General features: G+C 65.1%; 24 protein-coding genes. 6 read left to right on the forward strand and 18 right to left on the reverse strand.

Going from position 1 to position 21,470, the window contains the following annotated elements:
* Nucleotides 1-2 precede the first annotated feature (2 nt).
* From clpS to ACM42_RS19660, 3 genes are all read right to left on the reverse strand, one after another.
* Entirely contained in the window at nt 3-335 is a 333-nt protein-coding gene (gene clpS / locus ACM42_RS19650) for an ATP-dependent Clp protease adapter ClpS (protein ID WP_028135886.1), read from the reverse strand.
* A 339-nt stretch (nt 336-674) separates the two neighbouring features.
* Nucleotides 675-932 carry a hypothetical protein gene (locus ACM42_RS38720; RefSeq protein ID WP_370123080.1) on the reverse strand — a complete coding sequence of 86 codons (258 nt, stop codon included), beginning with the start codon at nt 930-932 and terminating at the stop codon, nt 675-677.
* A 322-nt stretch (nt 933-1,254) separates the two neighbouring features.
* A complete protein-coding gene (locus ACM42_RS19660) occupies nt 1,255-1,593 on the reverse strand; it encodes a phasin family protein (RefSeq protein ID WP_024341049.1) in 339 nt (112 codons plus the stop codon).
* A 387-nt stretch (nt 1,594-1,980) separates the two neighbouring features.
* On the opposite strand from ACM42_RS19660, the gene ACM42_RS19665 reads away from it, so the two are divergent.
* Nucleotides 1,981-3,816, forward strand: coding sequence for a serine hydrolase (locus tag ACM42_RS19665; protein WP_271529476.1), 1,836 nt, complete (start codon nt 1,981-1,983; stop codon nt 3,814-3,816).
* A 243-nt stretch (nt 3,817-4,059) separates the two neighbouring features.
* Here ACM42_RS19665 and ACM42_RS19670 read toward each other — a convergent pair whose 3' ends face one another.
* The 5 genes from ACM42_RS19670 to ACM42_RS19690 form a co-directional block, all read right to left on the reverse strand.
* Nucleotides 4,060-4,785, reverse strand: a complete 726-nt coding sequence (locus tag ACM42_RS19670) for a DnaJ domain-containing protein (RefSeq protein ID WP_271529477.1) — start codon at nt 4,783-4,785, stop codon at nt 4,060-4,062.
* A gap of 73 nt (nt 4,786-4,858) precedes the next feature.
* Entirely contained in the window at nt 4,859-5,608 is a 750-nt protein-coding gene (locus ACM42_RS19675) for a VWA domain-containing protein (RefSeq protein ID WP_271529478.1), read from the reverse strand.
* Nucleotides 5,609-5,742: 134 nt separating this feature from the next.
* On the reverse strand, nt 5,743-6,603 hold the full coding sequence (locus ACM42_RS19680; protein WP_271529479.1) for an alpha/beta fold hydrolase: 861 nt from the start codon (nt 6,601-6,603) through the stop codon (nt 5,743-5,745).
* A 342-nt stretch (nt 6,604-6,945) separates the two neighbouring features.
* Entirely contained in the window at nt 6,946-7,869 is a 924-nt protein-coding gene (locus ACM42_RS19685) for a division plane positioning ATPase MipZ (RefSeq protein WP_271529480.1), read from the reverse strand.
* A complete protein-coding gene (locus ACM42_RS19690; RefSeq protein WP_271529481.1) occupies nt 7,853-8,059 on the reverse strand; it encodes a hypothetical protein in 207 nt (68 codons plus the stop codon). The genes ACM42_RS19685 and ACM42_RS19690 overlap by 17 nt, the downstream gene beginning before the upstream one ends.
* A gap of 94 nt (nt 8,060-8,153) precedes the next feature.
* Between ACM42_RS19690 and panC the strand changes: the two genes are divergently transcribed.
* On the forward strand, nt 8,154-9,005 hold the full coding sequence (gene panC / locus ACM42_RS19695; RefSeq protein WP_271529482.1) for a pantoate--beta-alanine ligase: 852 nt from the start codon (nt 8,154-8,156) through the stop codon (nt 9,003-9,005).
* On the opposite strand, the gene ACM42_RS19700 is transcribed toward panC, so the two are convergent.
* The 4 genes from ACM42_RS19700 to ACM42_RS19715 all read right to left on the reverse strand — a co-directional run bounded on the left by ACM42_RS19700 (nt 9,002) and on the right by ACM42_RS19715 (nt 11,793).
* The gene (locus ACM42_RS19700; protein WP_271529483.1) at nt 9,002-9,442 is read right to left on the reverse strand and encodes a DUF1489 family protein; all 441 of its coding nucleotides are present in this window, start codon (nt 9,440-9,442) and stop codon (nt 9,002-9,004) included. The two genes, panC and ACM42_RS19700, sit on opposite strands and share 4 nt — an antisense overlap.
* 42 nt (nt 9,443-9,484) lie before the next feature.
* Entirely contained in the window at nt 9,485-10,468 is a 984-nt protein-coding gene (locus tag ACM42_RS19705) for a hypothetical protein (protein ID WP_271529484.1), read from the reverse strand.
* A gap of 154 nt (nt 10,469-10,622) precedes the next feature.
* Nucleotides 10,623-10,826 (reverse strand): hypothetical protein, encoded by a 204-nt coding sequence (locus ACM42_RS19710; RefSeq protein WP_085966667.1) that lies wholly within the window; start codon nt 10,824-10,826, stop codon nt 10,623-10,625.
* Nucleotides 10,827-11,130: 304 nt separating this feature from the next.
* Complete coding sequence (locus ACM42_RS19715) at nt 11,131-11,793, reverse strand: glutathione S-transferase family protein (RefSeq protein ID WP_271529486.1); 663 nt, start codon at nt 11,791-11,793, stop codon at nt 11,131-11,133.
* Between the two features lie 136 nt (nt 11,794-11,929).
* Here ACM42_RS19715 and ACM42_RS19720 point away from each other — a divergent pair, with 136 nt between their 5' ends.
* Complete coding sequence (locus ACM42_RS19720; RefSeq protein ID WP_271529488.1) at nt 11,930-12,643, forward strand: DUF599 domain-containing protein; 714 nt, start codon at nt 11,930-11,932, stop codon at nt 12,641-12,643.
* Between the two features lie 287 nt (nt 12,644-12,930).
* On the opposite strand, the gene ACM42_RS19725 is transcribed toward ACM42_RS19720, so the two are convergent.
* The 4 genes from ACM42_RS19725 to mgtE form a co-directional block, all read right to left on the reverse strand.
* Nucleotides 12,931-13,845 carry a hypothetical protein gene (locus tag ACM42_RS19725; RefSeq protein ID WP_271529489.1) on the reverse strand — a complete coding sequence of 305 codons (915 nt, stop codon included), beginning with the start codon at nt 13,843-13,845 and terminating at the stop codon, nt 12,931-12,933.
* Between the two features lie 49 nt (nt 13,846-13,894).
* Nucleotides 13,895-14,713: an aldo/keto reductase gene (locus ACM42_RS19730; protein WP_271529490.1), complete on the reverse strand. Its 819-nt coding sequence runs from the start codon at nt 14,711-14,713 to the stop codon at nt 13,895-13,897.
* Between the two features lie 121 nt (nt 14,714-14,834).
* Complete coding sequence (locus ACM42_RS19735) at nt 14,835-15,137, reverse strand: helix-turn-helix domain-containing protein (RefSeq protein WP_131867921.1); 303 nt, start codon at nt 15,135-15,137, stop codon at nt 14,835-14,837.
* Nucleotides 15,138-15,388: 251 nt separating this feature from the next.
* A complete protein-coding gene (mgtE, locus tag ACM42_RS19740) occupies nt 15,389-16,810 on the reverse strand; it encodes a magnesium transporter (RefSeq protein ID WP_271529491.1) in 1,422 nt (473 codons plus the stop codon).
* Nucleotides 16,811-16,893: 83 nt separating this feature from the next.
* On the opposite strand from mgtE, the gene ACM42_RS19745 reads away from it, so the two are divergent.
* Nucleotides 16,894-17,700, forward strand: coding sequence for a polysaccharide deacetylase family protein (locus ACM42_RS19745; protein ID WP_155251819.1), 807 nt, complete (start codon nt 16,894-16,896; stop codon nt 17,698-17,700).
* A gap of 160 nt (nt 17,701-17,860) precedes the next feature.
* Nucleotides 17,861-19,201, forward strand: a complete 1,341-nt coding sequence (locus ACM42_RS19750) for a polysaccharide deacetylase family protein (RefSeq protein ID WP_271529492.1) — start codon at nt 17,861-17,863, stop codon at nt 19,199-19,201.
* A 4-nt stretch (nt 19,202-19,205) separates the two neighbouring features.
* Here the strand turns inward: ACM42_RS19750 and ACM42_RS19755 are convergent, their stop codons facing one another.
* Nucleotides 19,206-19,580, reverse strand: a complete 375-nt coding sequence (locus tag ACM42_RS19755; RefSeq protein ID WP_239624072.1) for a hypothetical protein — start codon at nt 19,578-19,580, stop codon at nt 19,206-19,208.
* A 290-nt stretch (nt 19,581-19,870) separates the two neighbouring features.
* Here ACM42_RS19755 and ACM42_RS19760 point away from each other — a divergent pair, with 290 nt between their 5' ends.
* On the forward strand, nt 19,871-20,128 hold the full coding sequence (locus ACM42_RS19760) for a hypothetical protein (protein ID WP_193374346.1): 258 nt from the start codon (nt 19,871-19,873) through the stop codon (nt 20,126-20,128).
* Between the two features lie 36 nt (nt 20,129-20,164).
* On the opposite strand, the gene ACM42_RS19765 is transcribed toward ACM42_RS19760, so the two are convergent.
* On the reverse strand, nt 20,165-21,430 hold the full coding sequence (locus tag ACM42_RS19765) for an ABC transporter substrate-binding protein (protein ID WP_271529493.1): 1,266 nt from the start codon (nt 21,428-21,430) through the stop codon (nt 20,165-20,167).
* Nucleotides 21,431-21,470: the final 40 nt, after the last annotated feature.

A 21,470-nucleotide genomic window follows, 5' to 3' on the forward strand; every position in this document is an offset into this window, starting at 1 on the left:
TCTTACTTCTTTTCCATCACGCATTGCAGCGGATGCTGGTGCTTGCGGGCAAAATCCATCACCTGCGTCACCTTGGTCTCGGCGATCTCATAGGTGAACACGCCGCACTCGCCGATGCCATGATGATGGACGTGCAGCATGATCTTGGTCGCCGCTTCGACGTCCTTGTTGAAGAACTTCTCCAGCACGTGGACGACGAACTCCATCGGCGTGTAGTCGTCGTTCAGGATCAGCACGCGATACAGGTTCGGCCGTTTGGTCTTGGGCTTGACCTTGGTGATGACCGAAGTGTTCGGACCCGAGGGGCTGCCCGAACGGTTCTCGTCATTGCTCATGCGAGGAGCGTCGGCAGCGGCTGGCGCGAACAGGTCGATACTGGAAGTCAATTGCGGCATGGCACAGGCGTTCAAATTCCCCACGGAAGCGCATGGCGGTCACCGCGCGACTCCGCCCTTCGGAGCCTGGCGCAGGCGCGCCGCCTTGTTGGATCGCCGCTCCCAACACATCCGGCTCGAGCCGGACCGTTCGCCAGCAATATGGGCCTGCCCACGGCTGGCCGCAAGCATGCGTAGATCGGGCCGATGCGGCGGTGGCAGTCCCGATTCCCGGTCCGGGCGATCCTCGTCAGGTTAATCAATCCGGACCGATTTGACAAAAATTTCCGCCCGGTAAGTTCAGAACATGTTGACCAGGAACCCGGCCGTTAACCGGCCTGCGACGGTTTTTCGCGGATGGCTCCGGCCTTCTACGGTCTGATTTACCTGCCGTTCAATGGCGTGCCGCGAAATCGGGCAGGACATAGATTTCGTGGACCGCCAAGTCTCGCCTGCCTCCTCAGCCGCCCCGGTCGACAGTTCGTCCGCTTTGCAGCGGCCGAGCAAGGCAATATCGGCACGATCTCCGCCATCGCTGGTGCCCGTGCTGAGTTTCATCGGCGCCGCGGTAAACTATAGCCGCGCAGTGCAAGCACGTACTTCGCTGCAGGTCGCGCTCGATTCGATCATCCCGTTCTCGAAGGACGTCAACGTCGGCACCACCAATGTCCGTGCCTCGATCAATTGGACCGAATGGGAGGCCGAGCCTCCGATTCTCGCGGACAACAAATCCAGCGCCTTCAGACATCGGACGCGTTCAAGAACATCTTGGCGCAGATTTCCAAGCCGCGGGTCGCGAAGTCATTCTCATCAGCATCCACAAACGAAAAGCCCGGCCAGATCTGGCCGGGCTTTTGATTCCAGGAGCGCGTTGAGCGGGTCAGTTCGCGGCCGGGGTGAACTTCGACACGATGGTCTCGACCGGCTTGAACGCCTGCTTGGCGAGATCGCTGTAGAGGCCGGCGATCTTCTGCGATTCCGCAACGAAGGTCTCGTAGGCGGAACGGGCAAAATCGGTCTGCGCTTCCATCGCCTTGTCCAGCGACTTCACACCGGACAGCTTCTCGACGAAGGACTTGGTGTCTTCGAACGACTTCTTCGTATAGTCGCCATAGGCGCTGGCGATCGCCTGGAGGCCGTGCTGTACCGAGGTCGCGGAGGCAACGCACTGCTCGAACTGCTCTTTCCCGTAGTTCTGAAAGTCTTCAACCTTGAACATGTCGGAATCCTTTTCCCTGGCTCGCGTCGGGAAGCCCCGGCTCCCTGACTTCGCCCAAAAATAGTGCAACGCACAAAAATGTCAAGAATCTTGTGCGTCGCACAAAAAATCAACGCAAATCGCGGAGATTCCCGGGGGTTCCCGCAAGGGTTCCTTAAGCTTTTGGAAACCGCGGCGCCCTACCCTGATTCCCTGGACGTGTTCACTTCCGCAGGCGGCCAAAGCCGTTTGAGAACATCACCTTAGCCAGAACAGCGGCTCGGGTCCAACGTCCCCCGCGGCGAACACCAGCGGAGGGACAGCCTGAGCAGGTAATGATCCCGGGACCATTGGGCACAATTTCGCCCCACGGGCCGGTGATCAAGTCAGAAACGGGGACGGGGTTCCATGCTTCGTAAAAACTTGTCTTCCTCGCGCTTGGCGCGGGTTGGCGTTTTGGGGCTTCTTACGGTCACCATCGCAGTCATCTTCACCGATGCAGCGGAGGCGCGGCGCCATCGCCGCCACCAGGTGCATCACCGCGTCCAGCGCGATGTGTCCGAGAGTTCGAGCCCGAAATTCGCGTCCATCATCGTCGACGGCAATTCCGGCGCGGTGCTCCAGGCAACAAGCCCTGACGGGATCCGCCATCCGGCGTCGCTGACCAAGATCATGACGCTCTATCTGCTGTTCGAGCGCCTCGAATCCGGCAAGATGAAGCTCGACACCGAAATGCCGGTGTCCCAGCACGCCGCCAATCAGGATCCGACCAAGCTGAACCTGCGTGCCGGCCAGACCATTCGCGTCGAGGACGCGATCAAGGGCCTCGTCACCCGCTCGGCCAACGATGCAGCCGTGGTGATCGCGGAAGCGATCGCCGGCGACGAGGACGACTTCGCCCAGATGATGACGCGCAAGGCGCGCTCGCTCGGCATGTCCAGGACGGTCTACCGCAACGCGAACGGCCTTCCCAACGACGAGCAGGTCACCACCGCGCGCGACCAGGCGACGCTCGGTCGCGCCATCCAGGAGCGCTTCCCGCGCTACTATCGCTATTTCGCGACCTCGACCTTCAATTGGCGGGGACAGTCGATCCGCAACCACAACCACCTGCTCGGCAGCGTCGAGGGCGTAGACGGCATCAAGACCGGCTACACCCGCGCCTCCGGCTTCAACCTCGTCACCTCGATCCGCCGCGGCAATCGCCACCTGATCGGCGTGGTGCTGGGCGGCCGCAGCGGCGGCTCGCGCGACGCCATCATGCGCAGCCTGCTCGCGGAGAATCTCGACAAGGGCGCGACTGTCCACACGGTCGCCGCGGTCACGGAGCGCAACGGCGCCGAAGCCAATACCGACGTCGCCGATGCCTCCGATGCTCCGGCACGCTCCGCGCCGCAGGGTCAGGCCACCGCCCCTGCTCCTGAAGCCGCCCCGTCGCGTCTCGCCTCGCGGCTGTCGACGCTGGCCGCTGCGGCTGCCGCGATGCCGCCCGCTCACGCCAGATCTGAAGCCAGCAAGCCTGAAGTTCGGCCGACTGAATCCAAGGTCGAGCCTGCGCCGCTCACCAATGGCGTGATTTCGAGCCAGCCGCTCTCCATCATCCCTGGCTCGTCCGAGCCGATGAAGCCGGTTCGGGTCAAGACGGTTCAGGTCAAGGCCGGCGCCGTGAAGGTCGCCTCCGCCGCCCCGACCCAGGTCGCCCCGCCGGTCACCAGCACCATCCCGCCCCGTTCCGACGTCGCGGAAACCTCCGGCGCCGTCGTCGCCCGGGCGGATCTCATCAACAAGCCCGAGGCGGTCAGCCAGCCGGAAGCACCGAAGGCCGAGATTGCCCGGACCGAACTGCCGCGGCAGCCGGCGGGCTTCGGCACCGGCAACGGCATTCTCGGTGTGTTGCCGGCCGCAACCGCCGCTGCGCCCGCTGGTCCGAAGCTCGCGTCCGCCGACCCGGCGCCGCAGCCGATCCAGATGAGCACCACCAAGCCGGCCGTCACTCACAGCGGTTGGATCGTCCAGGTCGGCGCGCTTGAAAGCGAGAACGAAGCCCAGCAGCGCATCGACGCTGCCCGCAGCTCCGCCCGCGGCCTGCTCAGCAAGGCCGATCCGTTTACCGAGCCGGTTGTCGCCAAGGACAATCGCAAGCTCTACCGCGCCCGCTTCGCCGGGCTCGAGCGCGATCAGGCCGAAGCCGTCTGCCGCACCTTGAAGCGCGCCGAGATCTCCTGCATCACCGTGCGCAACTGATCTCCCTTCTCTTCGTTCCGAGCCAAATGCCCGCGCCCTTGCGCGGGCATTTTCGTTTTGGGGATGCGGTGATGCCGAGGCTATTCCTGACAAGGCCGTTCCACGACAACCTCTCGTCAAGGATTTACGGTTAAAACTTTACTCAAGGGATCGACCACGCCGACAATGGGCGGGCATCGGGGCGACGGCAGACGGAGCGAACGGAGCTCACGCGGTACGGGCGTTTGTAGCGTAGTGCCGGAGTTAGCCGTTATGCGTGCGAAGCAGAGTATCCTTGGCCTCGTTTACCCGGGCAGCGAGATACGTCGAGCCCCCCTGGTCGGGATGGAGTTTCTTCATCAGGGCTTTGTGGGCCCGGCTGATGTCGTCGCGCCCCGCTCCCGGCTGCAAGCCAAGGATCTGATAGGCTTCCTCCGCCGTCATTTTGCCACTCGCCGCCGTGCGGCGCTGCCGCCCTGCCGCATCGCCCTGCGCGTTCTGACGCCAAGCGGGAAACCGGCGGTCCAGATAGCTTTCAAGTAAGGCCACGCTCTCGGCGTCGAACGTCGGGACCATCGCCAGCAGGCTGGCGAGATCGAAGTCGCCGAGATTGCGCCCGGCGTGAGGTCCGGCGACGATCTGGCCTGTAAGCTGCCCGGAATCGTGGTCGAGCCGCATGTCGAGGAATTGCGAGCGCACGCGCGAAACCTGCCCTTGCGCCGGCGCCGCACCGCCACCGAACAGCCCGCCGATATTGCCGAAGCCGGCATTCGCCAGTGGCGTCCAGCCGAGCAGCCCCGCGCCGAAGATTCCAAGCGGGATCGCAACCGCCAGCTCACCCCGCAAACCCGTGAAGGCCGCGACCGCCAGCGCCAGCACGCCGCCCCCAAACTTGATGGTGCGCGCCAGCGCCGCCGGATTGGCCGCGCGGAACATCTGAAGGAGCAGGTAAAGCGTGATAACGGCGACAGCGCCGGCAATCAGGGTCATGACCGGAATATAGGCGCCCTCGCGGCAAAATGCATCGCATCCACCGCCGCCGCGAGCCGCGCCAGCCCGATCGCTATTTCATCTGGCCGATCAGAAGCGCCGCGCCGCTCGCGGTCTTCGCCAGTTTCAGCAACGCTTCGCGTCCGCCGGCTGCATAGGCCGCAGCTGCCCGCAACAGCTCGCGCAGCTGCGCCGCCGCGCCGGGATCGAACCGGCACCAGGCCCCACCGGTCAGGCGCGCTATCTGGCGGAAGGCCTGCTCGGCGACGGCGTCACGGCCTTCCTGAAACACGAACACGGGCACCTTGAGCATGCCGAGCTCGCCGGCCTTGGCGTAGAGCTCGTCGACCTTTTCCTCCATGGCATCACCGACGAAGACCACGGCCCGCACGCCGGACGCCACCGCTTCGCGCCGGGCCTCGCTCAGCACCTTGCCGATCTGGGTATCGCCGCCGCGGCAATCGATCTTGCTCATCAGCGCCGCCAGCTTGGCGCTGTCGGAGATCCAGCCCGTGGCACGGCACTCGTTGAAGCCGCGATAGTAGACCAGCCGGATGTCGAGACTGCCGAGCGCTGCGGTCTCGCGAAACATGTCGGCCTGGAGCGCGCAGGCCAGGTCCCAGGTCGGCTGCCGGCTCATCGTCGCATCCAGCGCGAAGATCAGCCGCCCCTTGGCGCCCGCTGAATGCGGTGAAAGTGCCCGCGCCTTGGCGACGAAGGCAGCGATGTCTTCCGAGGTTGAGGTCGCCGCTTGCGGCAGCGCGCCGTCTGCTTGCGCCGAGACGGCATCGCGACCGCGCGGTTTGATAGGTTCGCCCGACATCGCTGTTTGCACCTTGCGTCAGCGGCTAATGTGGTCAGCGCATGCGGCCCGGTCAATGCGCAAAGCCTCCGCGGGCAGGCCGGCGGAGGCTTTGACGATCGGTGCAGTCGAGCGCTGACGTCAGCTCTTGTGCGTCAGCTCTTGGCGGGTGCCATCAGGGCGACCGGGCCAGGCTCGAGGATCTTGGGCGGGGACGATTGCGTGTCGACCGGCCCCACTTCGCTGTCGGTCGTGCTCAGGAACTTGTCGAGCATGCTCTGGATCGAGCTCTTCGCCACATCCGGACCGGTGTCGCGCATGTCGTTATGCTGGAATTCGGTCTTCACGACCTGGATGCCCGCCTTCTCGCATTCCTCGTCGGTCGGAAGCACGCCTGCATCGGTCTTGAATTGCGGATCCTGGGAGCGGAACGACAGGATCTTGAACTTGCCGGCGGTGACGAAGGGCACGCGCAGATTGTCGAGCGTGACGACCTTCTTGACCTCATCCGGATACTGCTTGGCGAAGTACATCGTGATGTCGCCGCCCATGGAGTGGCCGACCATCGTCACCTTGTCGTAGTCGGCATTGGGCTGAACCTTCTTCATCTCCTGCATGGCGAGATGAATGTTGGCGACGCCGCGCAGGATCTGCGGCAGGCGGCCGACATAGAGCTCGCCGGGCTTGGTCACCATCGGAGGATCGGTCGGCAGGTCATGCTGCGGGCTCAAGACCATGTAGCCGCGCGCAGCGAAGATGTTGGCGAGGAAGCCGTACTCGGTGTTCTTGACGGTGTTGCCGTGATTGATCACGGCGACCGGCAGCGTGATCATGCCGGCGTTCGCCTGCATTTCCTTGTCACGGCGCACCGCGACGTAGACGGGCACCGGACGATTGTCGCGCGAGGCGTCGTAGAAGGTGATGGTCTCGTGCTTGATGGCCCACTTGCTCGCCGTGAAATAGGCGATGCCGCAGAGGGCACTGACCGAAACCAGAACGGCAATTCCACGCTTCATTTTCGTCCTCAGCCTCAGGCCTAGCTGCCTGAATCCCTGTTGAAAATCGTGTTCTTCCGGGGCTCTTTGGTCCCTTGTCGCCTATTGGCTAATATATGTCACAGCAGCGTGACAGGAAGGCTAAATAATGTGAAATCGCAGCCCTTCCATTGTGCGACGCACACGTTTTCTGTGCACCCCATCCTCATACCACTACGTCAGGTGCAGCTCACCATCCGGCGCAACCGGTCCCGATTGGTTCAATTTCGCAGTCAACACGAAGTGAAAACGCGTCGAGCGCAGCCAGGGTTCCCGCAGGAACCGGCTGATTGGATCGGTAGAAAGTAGCAAATTACCGCCGCCTCAGACGCCCAGGATGTCGTGGACCTCGAGCGGCTTGCCGACCTGGTTGAACCACTCGGCCCGGTTGGCGGCGCGGCGCCGACCGCGCTCGTCGAGCGGCAGCTTGAGCTGGCGGAGCAGGCTCGTCACCTCCTCCCGCGCGGTAAGATGGCCGAGATTGGGCCGCATGCCGAGCGTGGCCTCATCGATCTCGTCGAGGGCGGTCAGGCCACGCGGGAAGAATTCACGGTAGACGACGCGTTCGGCGAAACCGTCGACGTAGCGGAAGCCAAGCCGCAGCGACAAATCCTTCAGGCCCTCGGCGACGAGCTGCTTGTTGCGGGAGCCGAGCATGGACAGGCGGTTGCGCACGACGATCCAGTCGGTGGTTGCGCCGTCGAGCTGGCGGCGCTTGCGCCTGACGTCGCGCACCATCTCGGCATAGTGGCTTTCGCCCGTCACCGCGTAGTTGGCGGGATCGACGGTCCCGAGCACGTCGAAATCCAGGAAGCTGTCGTTGATCGGCGTCACCAGGGTGTCGGCCATCGAATGGGCGAGCCGCATGAGATAGCTGTCGGTGCCGGGCGTATCGACGACGATGAAGTCGAAGCTGCTCTCGACCGCCGAGACCGCTTCCATGAACTGTAGGAACTCGGAATGCTCGTTCTCGGCGATCTGCATGGTCTCGCCGAGCTTGATGCAGCGATGCACCGGCAGTTCGAGATCGAGCTTGGTGCGGCGGGCCCAGGCGGCGCGGTTGTCGATATAGCGGGTGAAGCTCTGCTGGCGGCAGTCGAGATCGATCGTGGCGACGCGCTGGCCCGCCTTGAGGAGCGCAACGGCGATGTGCAAGGCGGTGGTCGATTTGCCGGAGCCGCCCTTCTCGTTACCGAGCACGACCACATGCGCCGAGCCCGATCGGCCTTGGCTAGCCTGCACAAGCATAGTGGTCCTCAACGCCGCCCGCGAATATCTTCGAGTTGACCGCGTCGGCGGTCAAGTGAAATGCGTGACAGATCATGCAAATCGCAGCGCGCCCTGCTTCATCGTGAATCGCGGCGCCGTCTTTCGTCTTTGATCCGGCCTGCAACGTCGCGACGTCCTGCGCCACCTTGCGCGGGATGCTGTGCCGCATCCGGATGCATGGCGTCCACGATCGCCACTTGTTAAGGTTAGCCGGCCGGGCACGACGCCCGCTCCTGCCCCGATTCCCAATCCGTCGAGTCCTGATGTCAGCAAGCCCATTGATCGCCCGCACGGTCCCTGCCCTGCGACGCGCCGTCGACAATCTCCGCAAGCGAAAAGCCACGATCGCGCTGGTCCCGACCATGGGGGCCCTCCATGATGGGCATGTGTCGCTGGTTCGACTCGCCAAGCGCCGCGCCAGCCGCGTCGTGGTGTCGATCTTCGTCAACCCGACTCAGTTTGCCCCGACCGAGGACTTTGGCGCCTATCCGCGCACCTGGAAGGCCGACATCGCCAAGCTCGCGGCCGAGGACGTCGATATCGTCTGGCATCCGGGCGTCGAGGCCATGTATCCAGAGGGCTTTGCCACCCGCATCGTGCCGGAAGGACCCGCGCTGGCCGGCCTCGAGGACCGCTTCCGCCCGCACTTCTTCGGCGGCGTCGCCACCGTCGTCGGCAAGCTGTTCACGCAGTGCCGGCCGGACTTTGCGATCTTCGGCGAAAAGGATTTTCAGCAATTGCGGGTGGTGACGCAGATGGCGCGCGACCTCGACCTCGGCGTCAAGGTCCTCGGCTCCCGCACCGTGCGCGAGCGCGACGGGCTCGCGATGTCCTCGCGCAACGTCTACCTCTCGCCCGAGGAGCGCCAGACCGCCACTGTCCTCTACCGCGCCATGAAGGAGAGTGCCGGGCGCATCCGGGCCGGCGATTCGATCGGGCCGGCGATGGCGGGCGGCGCCGAGATGATCAAGGCGGCCGGCTTGGCGCTCGACTATTACGAGGTCCGCCATGCCGAGACGCTGGCGCCAGTCACCTCGCGCAAGGATGGGCCCCTGCGGATCCTGGTCGCAGCCAAGCTCGGCACCACCCGGCTGATCGATAATATCGCGGTTTAGAGCAGTCCGAGATCACGCAGCTCGCGCCGCATCGGCTCGGGCATCGCCGCGATCGAGCCGGCCGCGGACTTGCCGAGATCGGCCGGAACGGAATCGTCGGTGAGATAACGCCAGCCCTGGAACGGGCGCATCGGCCGCGGCGAGACCGAGATCACTTTCGGCTGCATCACGATCCGGCAGCGCCCGATACCGTCCTTGTCGCGGAACGGCTCGATGCCGATGATCTTTTCCCGCGCGGCGATCTCGCCCTTGATCACCCAATAGAGCGAACCGCCGGCGAGGATTTCGGCGTCGCGCTTGGGCACCATGCGGGTGATATGGATGTGACGTTGCGGCAGACCCTTCTTCCTGGCGGTCTGCATCCGTTCGGCCACCCACTCCTTCAATTCCTTGACGGAGTCGCAGCCGACGGCAAGCTTGATCAGATGGAGTGACATGCCCAAGCATTAGCCGGGCAGCCACGCATTGGGAATGCCGATCTATTCGTTATCCGCAGCCGCCGGAGCCGGCGCCGAGGCCGGTGGCGCGAGCGGAACCGGGGCGGCAGTCGGCGGACGCGCGGCTTTCGGCGCCGGCGGTTTCTTGGCGGCGGGTGCCGCAGCCTGCGCCGAGGTTGCGGCCGGCGCGCGCGGCGCTGGCGGCGCCGTGTTGGCTGCAGGCGCGGCCTGGCGCGATGTCGTGGATGGCTCCGCACTCATGATGCTCACCGGCGGCGTCGACGCAGCGCTCGGGAACTCCGCATTGGTCGGCTTGCCCGTCGGCATCGACGGCGGCAGCCCGGCAAGCGCGGCGGTGGCCGGCATCGCCGGCGCTGTTGCGGGCGTATTCCAGGTCGGCGCGTAGCGCGCGACCAGCGTGTCGTAGAGATGGGAGCCCATGTTCGCGGCGACCTGCTGCTGGTCGGTCAGCGAGCGGAACGCGGCGCAATCGAACTGCGTGCAGCCGTCGCGCACGATCAGCACATGCGCGACAAGGCCGTAGCGATCACGCTCAAGCGACTTGCGCAGCACCTTCATCTCGAGTGTCAGGTTCCTCTCCGCCGTGGCGACGTCGCCGAGCGCGGTCAGCCGGTCGATCCTGGCGGCCGTGTAGGACACGGCGGCAGCCGCGGCGTCAGGCGCGCCGAACAGCGCCTTCTCGCAGCCAGCGGCGACGGCATCGCCGGCGAGATCGTCGAGACAGGACAGTGCCGGCAGGCTCGCGGCAACCGCGGCCTGCGCGCGCGCCTCGGCCGGGGCCGCCTGTCCGTCCGGTCCATAGGCACGCACGGTGGCTGCCCCCGCGATCACGATGGATAGCAGCGTAATGACGGTCAGCGCACCGTTGGCGACCGATCTGTCGGCGCGGTGCAGCGTGATCAGGAGGATCAATCCGAAGAATCCGGCGGCCGCCAGCGTCATCCACATCGGGAAGGCCGGCGAGTGCCAGATTTGGTCGAACGAAGTGGCCCATGCCCAGTTCATGCGCGACGTCCCCTCACGCGAGCAAAGAGCGAATGGTCAAGCGAGCACCGCGGGTCGGAAACTGCCCCGGCCCACCTTGTGAGGGTGAAGCTGGCCTTTTGACGGCGCAGGACACAAATCCCTGATGGCACCAATGCGCGGGTGCGGTCAGCCTTCAGGAGAGCGCGAGCTGGCTTTCCTTGGCGACGCGCTCGAAGGCTTCGGTCGAGCTCTTGATCCGGTACTGGCAGTCGTCGCCGTCGGTCGGCAGCAGACGGATGACTTCGTACGAGCCGCTGGCAGCGGGACGCGCGACGTTGCTTGCCGTGAACAGGACGCGCGATCCCACGGGAAATTTGTGCTTCAACACCCTCTCCATTACTCAAACAGCGCCTACCTCGCCCAGTGTCCCACTGCGATGGCCGGCCGGAAACCCGGGCTGTTATATAGCACGCGACTCGCCGTTTTGGCCAGCGCCATGGCAGCATGGCAAGCACTCGAATTTTTCAGTCATTTCAGAATGATAACGGGACAAATGGCGGGCCGATGATACCAGCGGAGCTGCTCGTTCCGCCGGCATGTCGCAGGCCGGTGTCGCACCCCCCCGATCCACCGCCCCTCGCTCGTTGCCGGCCTGAGGCCGCCGGCCGGCCGGCGGGCGGCCGCCCCCGTCAAGCCTGCGGTCAGGCGTCCTCGAACTTCGCGATGACGAGCGTTTCGGCAAGCCCGTCGCGCGTCCATTCCTGGAATGCCGGCAGTGCCATCATCGTCTCCATGTAGGCCTTGGTGTCCGGCGCCACCTCGATCGCGTAGGTGCGAAAGCGGTGCACGACCGGGGCATACATGGCGTCCGCCGCGCCGAAGCGGCCGAACAGGAACGGTCCGTTCGCGCCATAGCGGGTGCGACACTCGCGCCAGATCGCCTCGATGCGCGCGATGTTGGCCTTGGCGTCCGCCGACAGCGCCACGGGGCGGATCGGCCGATGCAGGTTCATGCCGCATTCGTTGCGCAAGGCCATGAAGCCGGAATGCATCTCCGCGCACACAGAGCGGGCATGCGCGCGCGCAGCGACATCGTCTGGCCACAGCTTCACTTCCGGGTAGCGCTCGGCGATGTATTCGATGATGGCAAGCGAATCCCACACCGTGATGTCGCCATCGACCAGCACCGGCACCTTGCCGGCGCGGCTGAAGGAGAGGATCTGCTCCTTGTCGGCGGGATTATCGGTGTAGAGCGGGATGAGCGTCTCCACGAACGGAATATCGTTGGCGCGGAGCGCGAGCCAGGGCCGCATCGACCATGACGAGTAGTTCTTGTTGCCGATCGCGAGTTTCAGCGCTGCCATGTCACCAGTCCTTCTCGATACGCCTTTCAAGCGAGCTGCTTTTAGCGCCATCGCCTGCCGCCAATCAATCGTTGCTGCGCCCCGTCATGCGTGGCAATCGTTGCGGTCCTTGCCAAGAGACAGACATGAGACAGACATGAGCAGGCATTGGGTCGACATCGCCGCCGTCGGCTTCTTCATCATCGAATGGCTGGTCTATGCCCTGACGCTGGAGCACTCGGCCTACGGCCGCGACAGCCTGTCGGCGCGCATGAACCGCTATCGCGAGGTCTGGGTACGCCGCATGCTCGACCGCGAGACGCGCATGGTCGACATGCAGATCATGGCCTCGCTCCAGAGCGGCACCGCCTTCTTCGCCTCCACCAGCCTGTTCGCGCTCGGCGGCGCGCTGGCGCTGCTGCATGCCACCAATGATGCGATCACGATTCTGAGCAAGCTGCCGATCGACCTCAGCACCTCACCCGCGATGTGGGAGCTGAAATGCGTCGGCCTCGTGCTGATCTGCGTCTACGCCTTCTTCAAGTTCGCCTGGGCCTATCGCCTGTTCAACTACGTCGCGATCCTGTTTGGCGGCATGCCGCCGGCCGACCGGCGCGACACGCCGGAGGCCGAAGCCCATGTCATTCGCACCTCCCGCCTGTTCGAATCCGCCGGCCGCCATTTCAACCGCGGCCAGCGCGCGTTCTTCTTCGCGCTCGGCTATCTCGGCTGGTTCGTCAGCCCCTGGGTGCTGTTCGTGACCACGGCGGCCGTGGTGGTCGTCACCTGGCGACGGCAGTTCGCGTCCAGTGCGTGGGCCGCGATGGCGCCGGAGGTCGTGGATGGTGAGGAGATGCGGAAGCGCGGTTGAGGCGCGTGTCCCGGACGAGCTGCAACGCGTTGAGCGTTGCGGCGGGGACCCAGGGCCACAGTACGACACGGCGACATGGGCCCCGGCTCTGCGGCGCACCGTCGCGGGACGCTGCGCTGCGTCCGGGGCACGAGAGTGGAATTTGGCGCAGGCTCTCTCCTCCTCGTCATTGCGAGGAGCTCTTGCGACGAAGCAATCCAGACTGTCACCTCGGAGGGATTCTGGTTTGCTTCCGCCTTCGTGCGAGCGGATTGACAGAGGGCGACACAGCAGGATCCGGCTCCACGCTACCCGCCGAAATCCCGCGGGCTGAACGGCAAGTCCAGCACCTTCCATTCCCCGTACTTGTCGGCCGGCAACATCTTGTAGGGCTGGCAGTTCTGGAGCGCGCTCATTGCGGACTTGACGATAGCCACGCCCTTCGCGGACGGCGGAGCTTCGAGCAGGATCGGCTCGCGTGCCAGCGTGCCGTCGGTGGCGAACACCGTGCGCAGCTTGACCTGGACGTTGTCGGTCGGCGCGACCCCCGCCGGCAGCTTGGCGCAGCTTCTCAGGTGGCGGCGAAGCGCGGCGATAACCTCGGGTGGAAGCTTCGCGGCGATCGAATCCTTGGCGTCGCCGCCATCGTCCTTGGGGACATCTTTCAGAAGCTCCGTCGGCAGTTCAGGCGGAAGGCCCAACATGACGCCGTACTTGACGGTGACGTCCGGCTCCGGAGGCAGATAGGCCGGCGGCGGCGTGGCCTGCGGCTGCTGCATTACCTGAGGTGGCGGTTGCGACTGCTGAGGCGGCTGAGGCGGCGGTTGCACATTGGCCTCGCGCTGCTTCTGCGGCTGCGAGAATGGCGGCTGGTTCTGCCTTGCCTCGGGCGAGGCCTGCGGGGATGGCGATGGAGCAGCAGCCTCCTGCTTGGCCGCGGCCTTCGGCGCTGCGTCGGCCTTGTCGGTGACATCCAGCTTCGGCAACTTCAGATCGGGGAGCGGCTCCGGCGGCTTCTCCTTTGCCTCGTCCTTGGACTTCTCCTCGGCCTTGGCCTCTTCCTGCTTCACCTGCTCCGGCGTGACGATGTCCACCATCACGGTCTCGGGCGGCGCGGCGTGGAACGGATGGACTTCGCTGATCAGGATGATCAGCCCCACCAGCGTCAGATGCGCGATCGCCGACGCCGCAATGTCCGTCCGTATGATCTTCCGCAGTTCCATCGACCGATCTTGGGTTGCTGCCGCGGTCCTAGCATAACGGAAGTCCCCCTCAATCCCATTTTGGCGCGAAGCCGAAATCGGTCAGGCGTCCCCTGGGATTGGCGAGCCCGGCGACCCGGCTCATCTCGTCCTCCGACAGCTCGAAATCGAAGATGTCGATGTTTTCCGACAGACGCTCGACGCGCGAGGTGCGCGGGATCGCAGCGACATTCTGCTGCACCAGCCAGCGCAGGCAGACCTGCGCCGGCGTCTTGCCGTGGGCGCGCCCGATTTCGGCAAGCGTCTGATCGGACTTGATGCGGCCCCTCGCAATCGGACTGTAGGCGACCAGCGCGAGGCCGTGCTGGTCGCAGGCCGCCCTCACCTTCGCCTGGTCGAGATAAGGGTGATATTCGACCTGGTTGCAGACGAGCGGCTCGGCCGACAGCGCGACCGCCTGCTCGATCAGCGCCACCGTGAAATTGGAGACGCCGATGTGGCGGGTCAGTCCCATTTGCCTGGCATGCGACAGCGCGCCCAGCGTCTCCGCCAGCGGCACGTGGGAATTGGGCCAGTGCAGCAGCAACAGATCGACGGAGGGAAGCCGCAACCGGGCGAGGCTCTCCTTGACCGAGCGTTCGAGATCGTTGGGCGCGAAATGGTTGGTCCAGACCTTGGTGGTGAGGAAGACGTCGTCGCGGCGCACGCCGGAGGCGCGCAAGCCATCGCCGACCTCGCGCTCATTGTCGTAGACCTGCGCGGTGTCGATGTGACGATAGCCGAGCCGCAGCGCCTGCTCGACCACGCGCGCGGCAGGCCTGCCGCTCAGCTCCCACGTCCCGAGCCCGATCGCCGGGATTCTCGCGCCATTGGCCTCGACGAACAGCATGAGGAATCCTCTCTGTTGCGGCAGCCCGAAATGTCATTATGGACCCGGCCAATGATGCTGCCAACGGACGCCGCAACGATCGGGGCGGATATTCAGGTGCAAGACTAACGAGAGGTGTGCGTCAGACCTTGGCGAGAGCCTGAAACACGGTGTCCGGCGCATGCGCGATCACCGCGAGCAGCGCGCGGGCAGGCCCCCGTGGAGCGCGCTTGCCCTGCTCCCAATTGCGGATGGTCTCGACGGGGACGCCGAGCTTGGCGGCGAACTCCATCTGGGTCAGGCAGGCGCGGCGCCGCAGATCGCGCACCGCGAGCGGGCCGGTGTCGCCCGGCGCGGCATTGGCCGCAGGCTGGACCGGAAATTCCTGCCCATCCCGCAATTCGACGATCCGTCCGTCCGCCTTCAGCCGCAACCGCATGCCCATTCCCCCAAGCACAGCGATGATGCGGCAGGTCGCTTAAGTTCGGATTAAAGATGCGAGGTCCCGTGCCCCGGACGCAGCGCAGCGCGGCTTCGCGGTGTGCCGCAGAGCCGGGGCCCATGTCGCAACAGCGTGCCGTGCAGCTTTCTAGGTCCCGGTTCTGCGCAGCAGCGCCATAAGCGCGTTTACGCGCGTCTTCGACGCGCTATTGGCGCCGCAGCGCGCCCGGGACACGAGAGCGCGCAGCAATTTCCCTACTTCAGCCCGAACCACAGGGTCGCGATGCCGAGGAAGGAGAAGAAGCCGACCACGTCGGTCACAGTGGTCACGAAGGTGCCCGACGCCACCGCCGGGTCGGCCCGGACGCGATCCAGCGCCATCGGGATCAGGATGCCGCCGAGCGCGCCGGCGACGAGGTTGCAGATGATGGCGAGCCCAATGACGATGCCGAGGCCCGGGATCTTGAACCAGGCGACCGCGGCAATGCCCGTGATCACCGCGAAGGCGAGGCCGTTGACGAGGCCGACCAGCGTCTCGCGCAGCACCACCCGCCATGCGTTGGAGGAGCCGAGCTCGCGGGTGGCGAGCGCGCGTACCGCTACCGTCATGGTCTGGGTCGCGGCATTGCCGCCCTGGCTCGCCACGATCGGCGCCAGCACCGCGAGCGCCACCATCTGTTCCAGCTGGCCCTCGAACAGGCCGAGCACGGAGGACGCCAGAAAGGCGGTGGCGAGATTCACCAGCAGCCAATTGAAGCGGCCGCGCGCAATCGTCAGGAAGGTGTCCGACAGCTCTTCGTCGCTGGTGACGCCGCCGAGCGCCTTGAGGTCCTCGTCCGCCTCCTCCTCGATGACGTCGACGACGTCGTCGACGGTGATGACGCCGACCAGACGGTCCTGGGTGTCGAGCACGGGCGCGGCGACGAGATTGTACTTGCCGAACATGCGCGCCACCTCTTCCTGGTCTTCCAGGACGGAGACGCGGCGGCGGTCTTCGTCGGTCAGCTCGGTCAGCGCCACCGGGCGGCGCGTGCGCAAGAGCACGTCGAGCGGCACCGCGCCCAGCCAGTGCTGGTCCTTGTCGACGACGTAGATCTCGTAGAAGCGGTCGGGCAGATCCGGCGTCTCGCGCATGTAGTCGATCGCCTGGCCCACGGTGAAATCCTGGGGCACGGCGATGAACTCGGTCTGCATCCGGCGGCCGGCGGAGTTCTCCGGATAGAGCAGGCTGCGCTCGAGCGCGACGCGCTCCTTGAGCGGCAGCTTTTCGAGGATCTCCTCCTGCTCGGCCTCGTCGAGGGTTTCCAGGAGCTCGACGGCATCGTCGGATTCGAGCTCGCGGACGCCCTCGGCGACCGTCTCCGGCGGCAGCTCCTCGAGGATCTCCTCGCGGACGGCCTCGTCGACCTCGTTCAGGGCCGAAAAGTCGAAATCGCGCCCCGTCAGCTCGACCAGGCGGACGCGGTCGTCGGGCTCCAGGGCGGCGATCAGATCGCCGAGATCGGCCTCGTGCAGCTCGGCGACGCAGGCACGCAGCGCAGCGCTGTCGCCAGCCTCGATCGCCCGGGCAATTTCTTCGACGAATTCGTGACGAATTTCGCCGTTCTCATTGCGCATCGGCACGTGGTCGAGTACCGAATCCAAGGCGGATGGGGCAACGTCCATATGTTCATCCATGGCGCGCCTCGCCGGTTGACAGGTTGGAACCAGTGGTCTGAGCTGATGGTTCAGGCAATACCCACAAGGCAACTCTGAGCGCAATGACAAAGATGCTTCGACTGAAATGGACATCGATGACGGCGGGCGCGGTCATCGCTTCTATCATCGGCATCGCCTCGGCCGATGCCGCCGAGTGCCCGCGCAAGGACGCGCTCGGCACCTCGCGCATCCTGAGCGTTGACGCGAAGACGTATCCACGCGTCGGCCTGAAGAGCTTTCCCCAGACGCTGCCGCTGGCGGATCACGAGGTCGTGCTGACCTTCGACGACGGCCCGTTCCCGCCGACGACGTCGAAGGTGCTGGCAGCGCTGGCGCAGGAGTGCGTGCGCGCGACCTTCTTCCTGATCGGCCAGCACGCCGCCGAGTATCCCGACATGGTCAAGCGCATCGCCCGCGAGGGCCACACCGTCGGCCACCATACCTGGTCGCACCCGTTCATGGCGCATATCCCGTTCGACAAGTCGAAGGCCGACATCGATCGCGGTATCGCTGCCGACGAGATGGCGCTGCACGGCAGCTCGACGACGATACCCTCGACGCCGTTCTTCCGCTTTCCCTATTTCGAGTCGACGCAAGCACAGCTCGACCTGCTCCAGTCGCGCGGCATCGTCGTGTTCGGGGCCGACCTATGGGCCAGCGACTGGGAGGAGATCACGCCGGAGCAGGAATTGAAACTCGTCACCGACCGCCTGGCGGCGAGCGGCAAGGGCATCATCCTCTTCCACGACAACAAGGTGCGCACGGCCGCAATGATGCCGGCCTTTCTGCGGTATCTGAGGGAGAACGGCTATCGGGTGGTCCACGTCGTACCGGCGGGCACGTCACAGAAGAGCGCCGATGCGCATTGATGCCGGAATGTCACGCCAGCGCAAAATGGGGTGATCCCGGCCCAATTAACACTCTGTTCATGCTACCTCCTGCAAAGATGGTTGGGTATTGCGCCTGAACCATTCCGGGGCGTCTCCGACCTACCAAGGCGGCAATCGCGCATGAGGGCAGACGAGGTTCATGATCGGAAGTAGCGTTGTTTCGCGGACGCGATCGTGGATCGTCCTCTGTCTGGGAATGCTGACTGTCGGCACACCGGCGGCCTTCGCGGCCGACTGTCCCGGCCACCCGGACGCACTCGGTACCTCCCGCACCCTCGTGGTCGATCCGCGCGAGCATCCGCTGATCGGCACCATGCAGTACCGCGAGACGTTGCCGCTGAAGGACCATGAGGTTGTCCTTACCTTCGACGACGGTCCGCTGCCGAAATATTCCAACCAGGTGCTCCAGATCCTGGCCGACGAGTGCATCAAGGCGACCTTCTTCATCATCGGCAGCCAGGCCAAGGCCAATCCGGAAGGCGTGCGCAAGCTGGTCGCGGCGGGCCACACCGTCGGCACGCACAGCATGGACCATCCGCTGACCTTCGATCGGATGCCGATCGAAAAGGCCGAGGCCGAGATCAACGGCGGAATCGCGTGGACGTCGGCCGCGATGACCGATCAGTCCCAGCTCGCCCCGTTTTTCCGCATTCCCGGCCTGATGCGCGCCGAGGGCGTCGAGAACTATCTGATCTCGCGCGGCATCCAGGTCTGGAGCGCCGATTTCCCCGCCGACGACTGGCGGCACGTGTCGTCCGACCGCGTCTACCAGCTCGCGATCCAGCGGCTGGAGGCCAAGGGCAAGGGTATCCTGCTGCTGCACGACATCCAGGCCCGCACGGTGGCGGCGCTGCCCAAGATCATCCGCGACCTCAAGGCGCGCGGCTATCGCATCGTGCATGTGGTGCCCGCGACCGCCGAGCGCCCGGCGACGCCGACCACGACGGTGGAATGGCTGCTGCATCCGCCGACCGAGACGACGCCGATCGCGCGCTGGCCGCGCGTGCCCAATTTCGTGTTCACGCAGACCCGGACGCTGCCGGCGCCCGCTCTTGCCGACCTCAATGCGCAGGCCGAGCATCAGCCGCTGCTGCCGCTCCGGACCATGGCGCAGGCCAATGTCGCGGCCACCCTGCCCGTGCCCGGCCGCGCGCTCTTTGCGATCCCCGAAGGCTCGGTCGAGGTGCTGCTGTCGACGACCCTGTCGCGGCGTGCCGCGACGCGGCTGGCGATGGCGGCCGAGGCAACTCGTGCGGCCAAGGACAAGGCCGCACATGCCAAAGCAGCAAAGGGCAAGGCGGCCAAGCTGCAGGGACGGCGCACGGCGCATGCGGCGGCGGCGGCACCGGAACATGCCGAGCAGCCCAGGGGCACGACAGCCCGGGGCACGACAGCCACGGGCACTGCACCCAAGGGCCCGGCATCCAGGAGCGCCACCACCCGCCCGACCCGCGTCGCCAGCCTGAAGAAGCGCGCCTGAGCCCTCACTGCCGCATGATCGCGGCGACGCAGAGCAGCACGATCAGCGCCAGGAAGAACAGGTCCATATAGGACTTGAGCTCGCCATCGCGCCGCAGCCGCGCCACGTCGGCGACGACCTGCCTGCGCGCCGAGGCTCCGCCTGAACCGTCACTGATCGAAGCCTGCAGGCGCTTGGTCTCGGCCTCCAGCTTCTCGATCTTCTGAAAGAAGTAGAACGCACGCAGCGTCGAGGCGGCGCGCATGCCGGCATAGACCAGCACCAGGATCGCCAGGATCGCCCGGTTCGGATACTTCTCCATGAAGTTCAGGCTGAAATAGACCACCGCCATGAACGCGAAATTGGTGAGGAAGCGGTAGACGAAGCTAAGAAAGGCCATGCTGGCTCGAACCTTTGCGGGGGCGCAACTCGATCGTGTTGCGAAATTTCGGGATGGGGGACCCGGACCGGAACGGCCGGCCTGGATGCGGCAGCGGCCCGTCTACGCCAAGTTTGTTTCAACAAAGATACTATCGCCCCGAAACTTGCCGCCTTTTAGCCAGACGCGGCCACAACACAGGCCGGAATATGGCCGATCGGACTGCCCGCACGGCATGCCGCGACGGCTCAATGGCGATTTGGCCGAAGTCGCTGTAAACTGCCAACCACCGCCAGATGTGGGGTCTGCCGATGCCGAAGAAGGGAATCACGGGCCACGACGAGTGGGTTCTGACCGAGGCGCTCGCAACCGCCCTGGTCGCGCTGGAGCAGCTCGCACCGAAGCACCAGCCGAACGCGCATATGGACGACATCCGCAAGCTGCTCGCGAACGGCAAGGAGCCGGCGGCGGTGAGCCTGCACCTCGCCCAGGCCAAATGCCGCCTGTTTCCCGAGATCGACCCGCTGGAGATCTACCGGGAATACGGCATCGGCGAGGAGTACGGCTGACGGGGCGCGCTTAAGGGGCGCAAGGCCGGCGCGGCGCTAGTTTTGCGAGGTCTTCAGCAGCGGGCATTCACTCTGGCTCAACGGGAGATAGGCTTCCTCGGCAGGTATTCTCTCGACAACGTCGTAATAGTCCCAGGGCGTCTTCACGTCCGAGGGCTTCCTGACCTCAACGAGATAGAAATCGTGCACCAGCTTGTTGTCAGCGCGCAGCCGCGCGCCAGGTGCGTAAAAGTCGTCTACGGGCATTGACCGAATCTGCTCCAGGACAGCATTGGTTTCATCCGTCCCTGCAGCAGCCGCGGCCCTCAGATATTGCAGGACGGCCGAATAGACGGCGGCTTGCGGCGCGGTCGGCATGGCGTTGTGAAGCTTGTAGAACCTCTGGGCGAATGCCCGCGTCGCCTCGTTGAGCGCCCAGTACCAGGCGGTAACCGTCGTCAATCCCTTGGCCGTATCGGCGCCCATGGCGTGCACATCGGTCAGGAACATGAGCTCGGCGACGGCCTTCTGAGACCCGGCATTCATTCCGAACTCATTCCATTGCTTCATCGAGGTCACGAGCTGTTCGCCAGCATTGGCGAATGCGACCACTTTGGCCTTCGAGGCCTGGGCCTGGAGCAGGAAAGAGCTGTAGTCGGCATTTCCCAGCGGATGAAAGACCGCGCCGAGCGACTTGGCACCAGTCGCTGCGAGCACGCGCTGAGACACTTCGACCATATTGCGTCCGAACGCATAGTCAGACGCGATGAAGAACCAGCTGTCGTATCCTTGCGATACCAGCTTTCGGACCGAGCCGGCGACCAGATTGTAATTGTCGTGCAACCACATCAGACCGGTGCGCGAACATTGCTTGCCGCCGATCTCGGTGGTCCCGACCGCCGAGTAGATGACGATCTTGTTCTTGTCGCGCGCAATCGACTGGATGGCGAGCGCGACCGCTGAGTTTCCAACGTCGGCCACCATGTCGACGCCATCCACGTCGAACCATTTGCGGACGATCTGGGCGCCGATATCCGGCTTGTTCTGATGGTCGGCGACGACGATGTCGACCTTCAGGCCCGGCGCGACCTTCTGGAAATCCTGGACCGCCATCTTCGCGGCGACGACGGAGCCAGGTCCGGCAAGGTCGGACAATGGTCCCGCCTGGTCGTTGATGATGCCGATCCGGACAACGTCACCGGAAAAATCGGCGGCCAGGCTTCGTTCGGCGAACGCGACCGGACCCAGCGTCAGGATGATGACGAAGGCCGACCGGCAAAGTCGGATGTGCCATGACTGCAACGCCCCTACGTGATCCACCATCTTCCCCTCCGCTCTCGCACCGCGACGACTGTCGGCGATG

The organism is Bradyrhizobium sp. CCBAU 25338, assembly GCF_028128965.1.
Lineage (GTDB): Bacteria > Pseudomonadota > Alphaproteobacteria > Rhizobiales > Xanthobacteraceae > Bradyrhizobium > Bradyrhizobium liaoningense.

Coding starts and splice junctions, on each gene's coding strand:
- ACM42_RS19665 (WP_271529476.1), top strand. CDS start 1,981: ATGCTTCGTAAAAACTTGTCTTCCTCGCGCTTGGCGCGGGTTGGCGTT.
- ACM42_RS19675 (WP_271529478.1), bottom strand. CDS start 5,608: ATGTCGGGCGAACCTATCAAACCGCGCGGTCGCGATGCCGTCTCGGCG.
- ACM42_RS19690 (WP_271529481.1), bottom strand. CDS start 8,059: ATGCGGCACAGCATCCCGCGCAAGGTGGCGCAGGACGTCGCGACGTTG.
- mgtE (WP_271529491.1), bottom strand. CDS start 16,810: ATGGATGAACATATGGACGTTGCCCCATCCGCCTTGGATTCGGTACTC.
- ACM42_RS19745 (WP_155251819.1), top strand. CDS start 16,894: ATGACAAAGATGCTTCGACTGAAATGGACATCGATGACGGCGGGCGCG.
- ACM42_RS19680 (WP_271529479.1), bottom strand. CDS start 6,603: ATGAAGCGTGGAATTGCCGTTCTGGTTTCGGTCAGTGCCCTCTGCGGC.
- ACM42_RS19750 (WP_271529492.1), top strand. CDS start 17,861: ATGATCGGAAGTAGCGTTGTTTCGCGGACGCGATCGTGGATCGTCCTC.
- ACM42_RS19730 (WP_271529490.1), bottom strand. CDS start 14,713: ATGCTGTTCGTCGAGGCCAATGGCGCGAGAATCCCGGCGATCGGGCTC.
- ACM42_RS19735 (WP_131867921.1), bottom strand. CDS start 15,137: ATGGGCATGCGGTTGCGGCTGAAGGCGGACGGACGGATCGTCGAATTG.
- ACM42_RS19685 (WP_271529480.1), bottom strand. CDS start 7,869: ATGCTTGTGCAGGCTAGCCAAGGCCGATCGGGCTCGGCGCATGTGGTC.
- ACM42_RS19760 (WP_193374346.1), top strand. CDS start 19,871: ATGCCGAAGAAGGGAATCACGGGCCACGACGAGTGGGTTCTGACCGAG.
- ACM42_RS19715 (WP_271529486.1), bottom strand. CDS start 11,793: ATGGCAGCGCTGAAACTCGCGATCGGCAACAAGAACTACTCGTCATGG.
- ACM42_RS38720 (WP_370123080.1), bottom strand. CDS start 932: ATGAAACTCAGCACGGGCACCAGCGATGGCGGAGATCGTGCCGATATT.
- ACM42_RS19765 (WP_271529493.1), bottom strand. CDS start 21,430: ATGGTGGATCACGTAGGGGCGTTGCAGTCATGGCACATCCGACTTTGC.
- ACM42_RS19660 (WP_024341049.1), bottom strand. CDS start 1,593: ATGTTCAAGGTTGAAGACTTTCAGAACTACGGGAAAGAGCAGTTCGAG.
- clpS (WP_028135886.1), bottom strand. CDS start 335: ATGAGCAATGACGAGAACCGTTCGGGCAGCCCCTCGGGTCCGAACACT.
- ACM42_RS19720 (WP_271529488.1), top strand. CDS start 11,930: ATGAGCAGGCATTGGGTCGACATCGCCGCCGTCGGCTTCTTCATCATC.
- panC (WP_271529482.1), top strand. CDS start 8,154: ATGTCAGCAAGCCCATTGATCGCCCGCACGGTCCCTGCCCTGCGACGC.
- ACM42_RS19705 (WP_271529484.1), bottom strand. CDS start 10,468: ATGAACTGGGCATGGGCCACTTCGTTCGACCAAATCTGGCACTCGCCG.
- ACM42_RS19755 (WP_239624072.1), bottom strand. CDS start 19,580: ATGGCCTTTCTTAGCTTCGTCTACCGCTTCCTCACCAATTTCGCGTTC.
- ACM42_RS19700 (WP_271529483.1), bottom strand. CDS start 9,442: ATGTCACTCCATCTGATCAAGCTTGCCGTCGGCTGCGACTCCGTCAAG.
- ACM42_RS19710 (WP_085966667.1), bottom strand. CDS start 10,826: ATGGAGAGGGTGTTGAAGCACAAATTTCCCGTGGGATCGCGCGTCCTG.
- ACM42_RS19725 (WP_271529489.1), bottom strand. CDS start 13,845: ATGGAACTGCGGAAGATCATACGGACGGACATTGCGGCGTCGGCGATC.
- ACM42_RS19670 (WP_271529477.1), bottom strand. CDS start 4,785: ATGACCCTGATTGCCGGCGCTGTCGCCGTTATCACGCTTTACCTGCTC.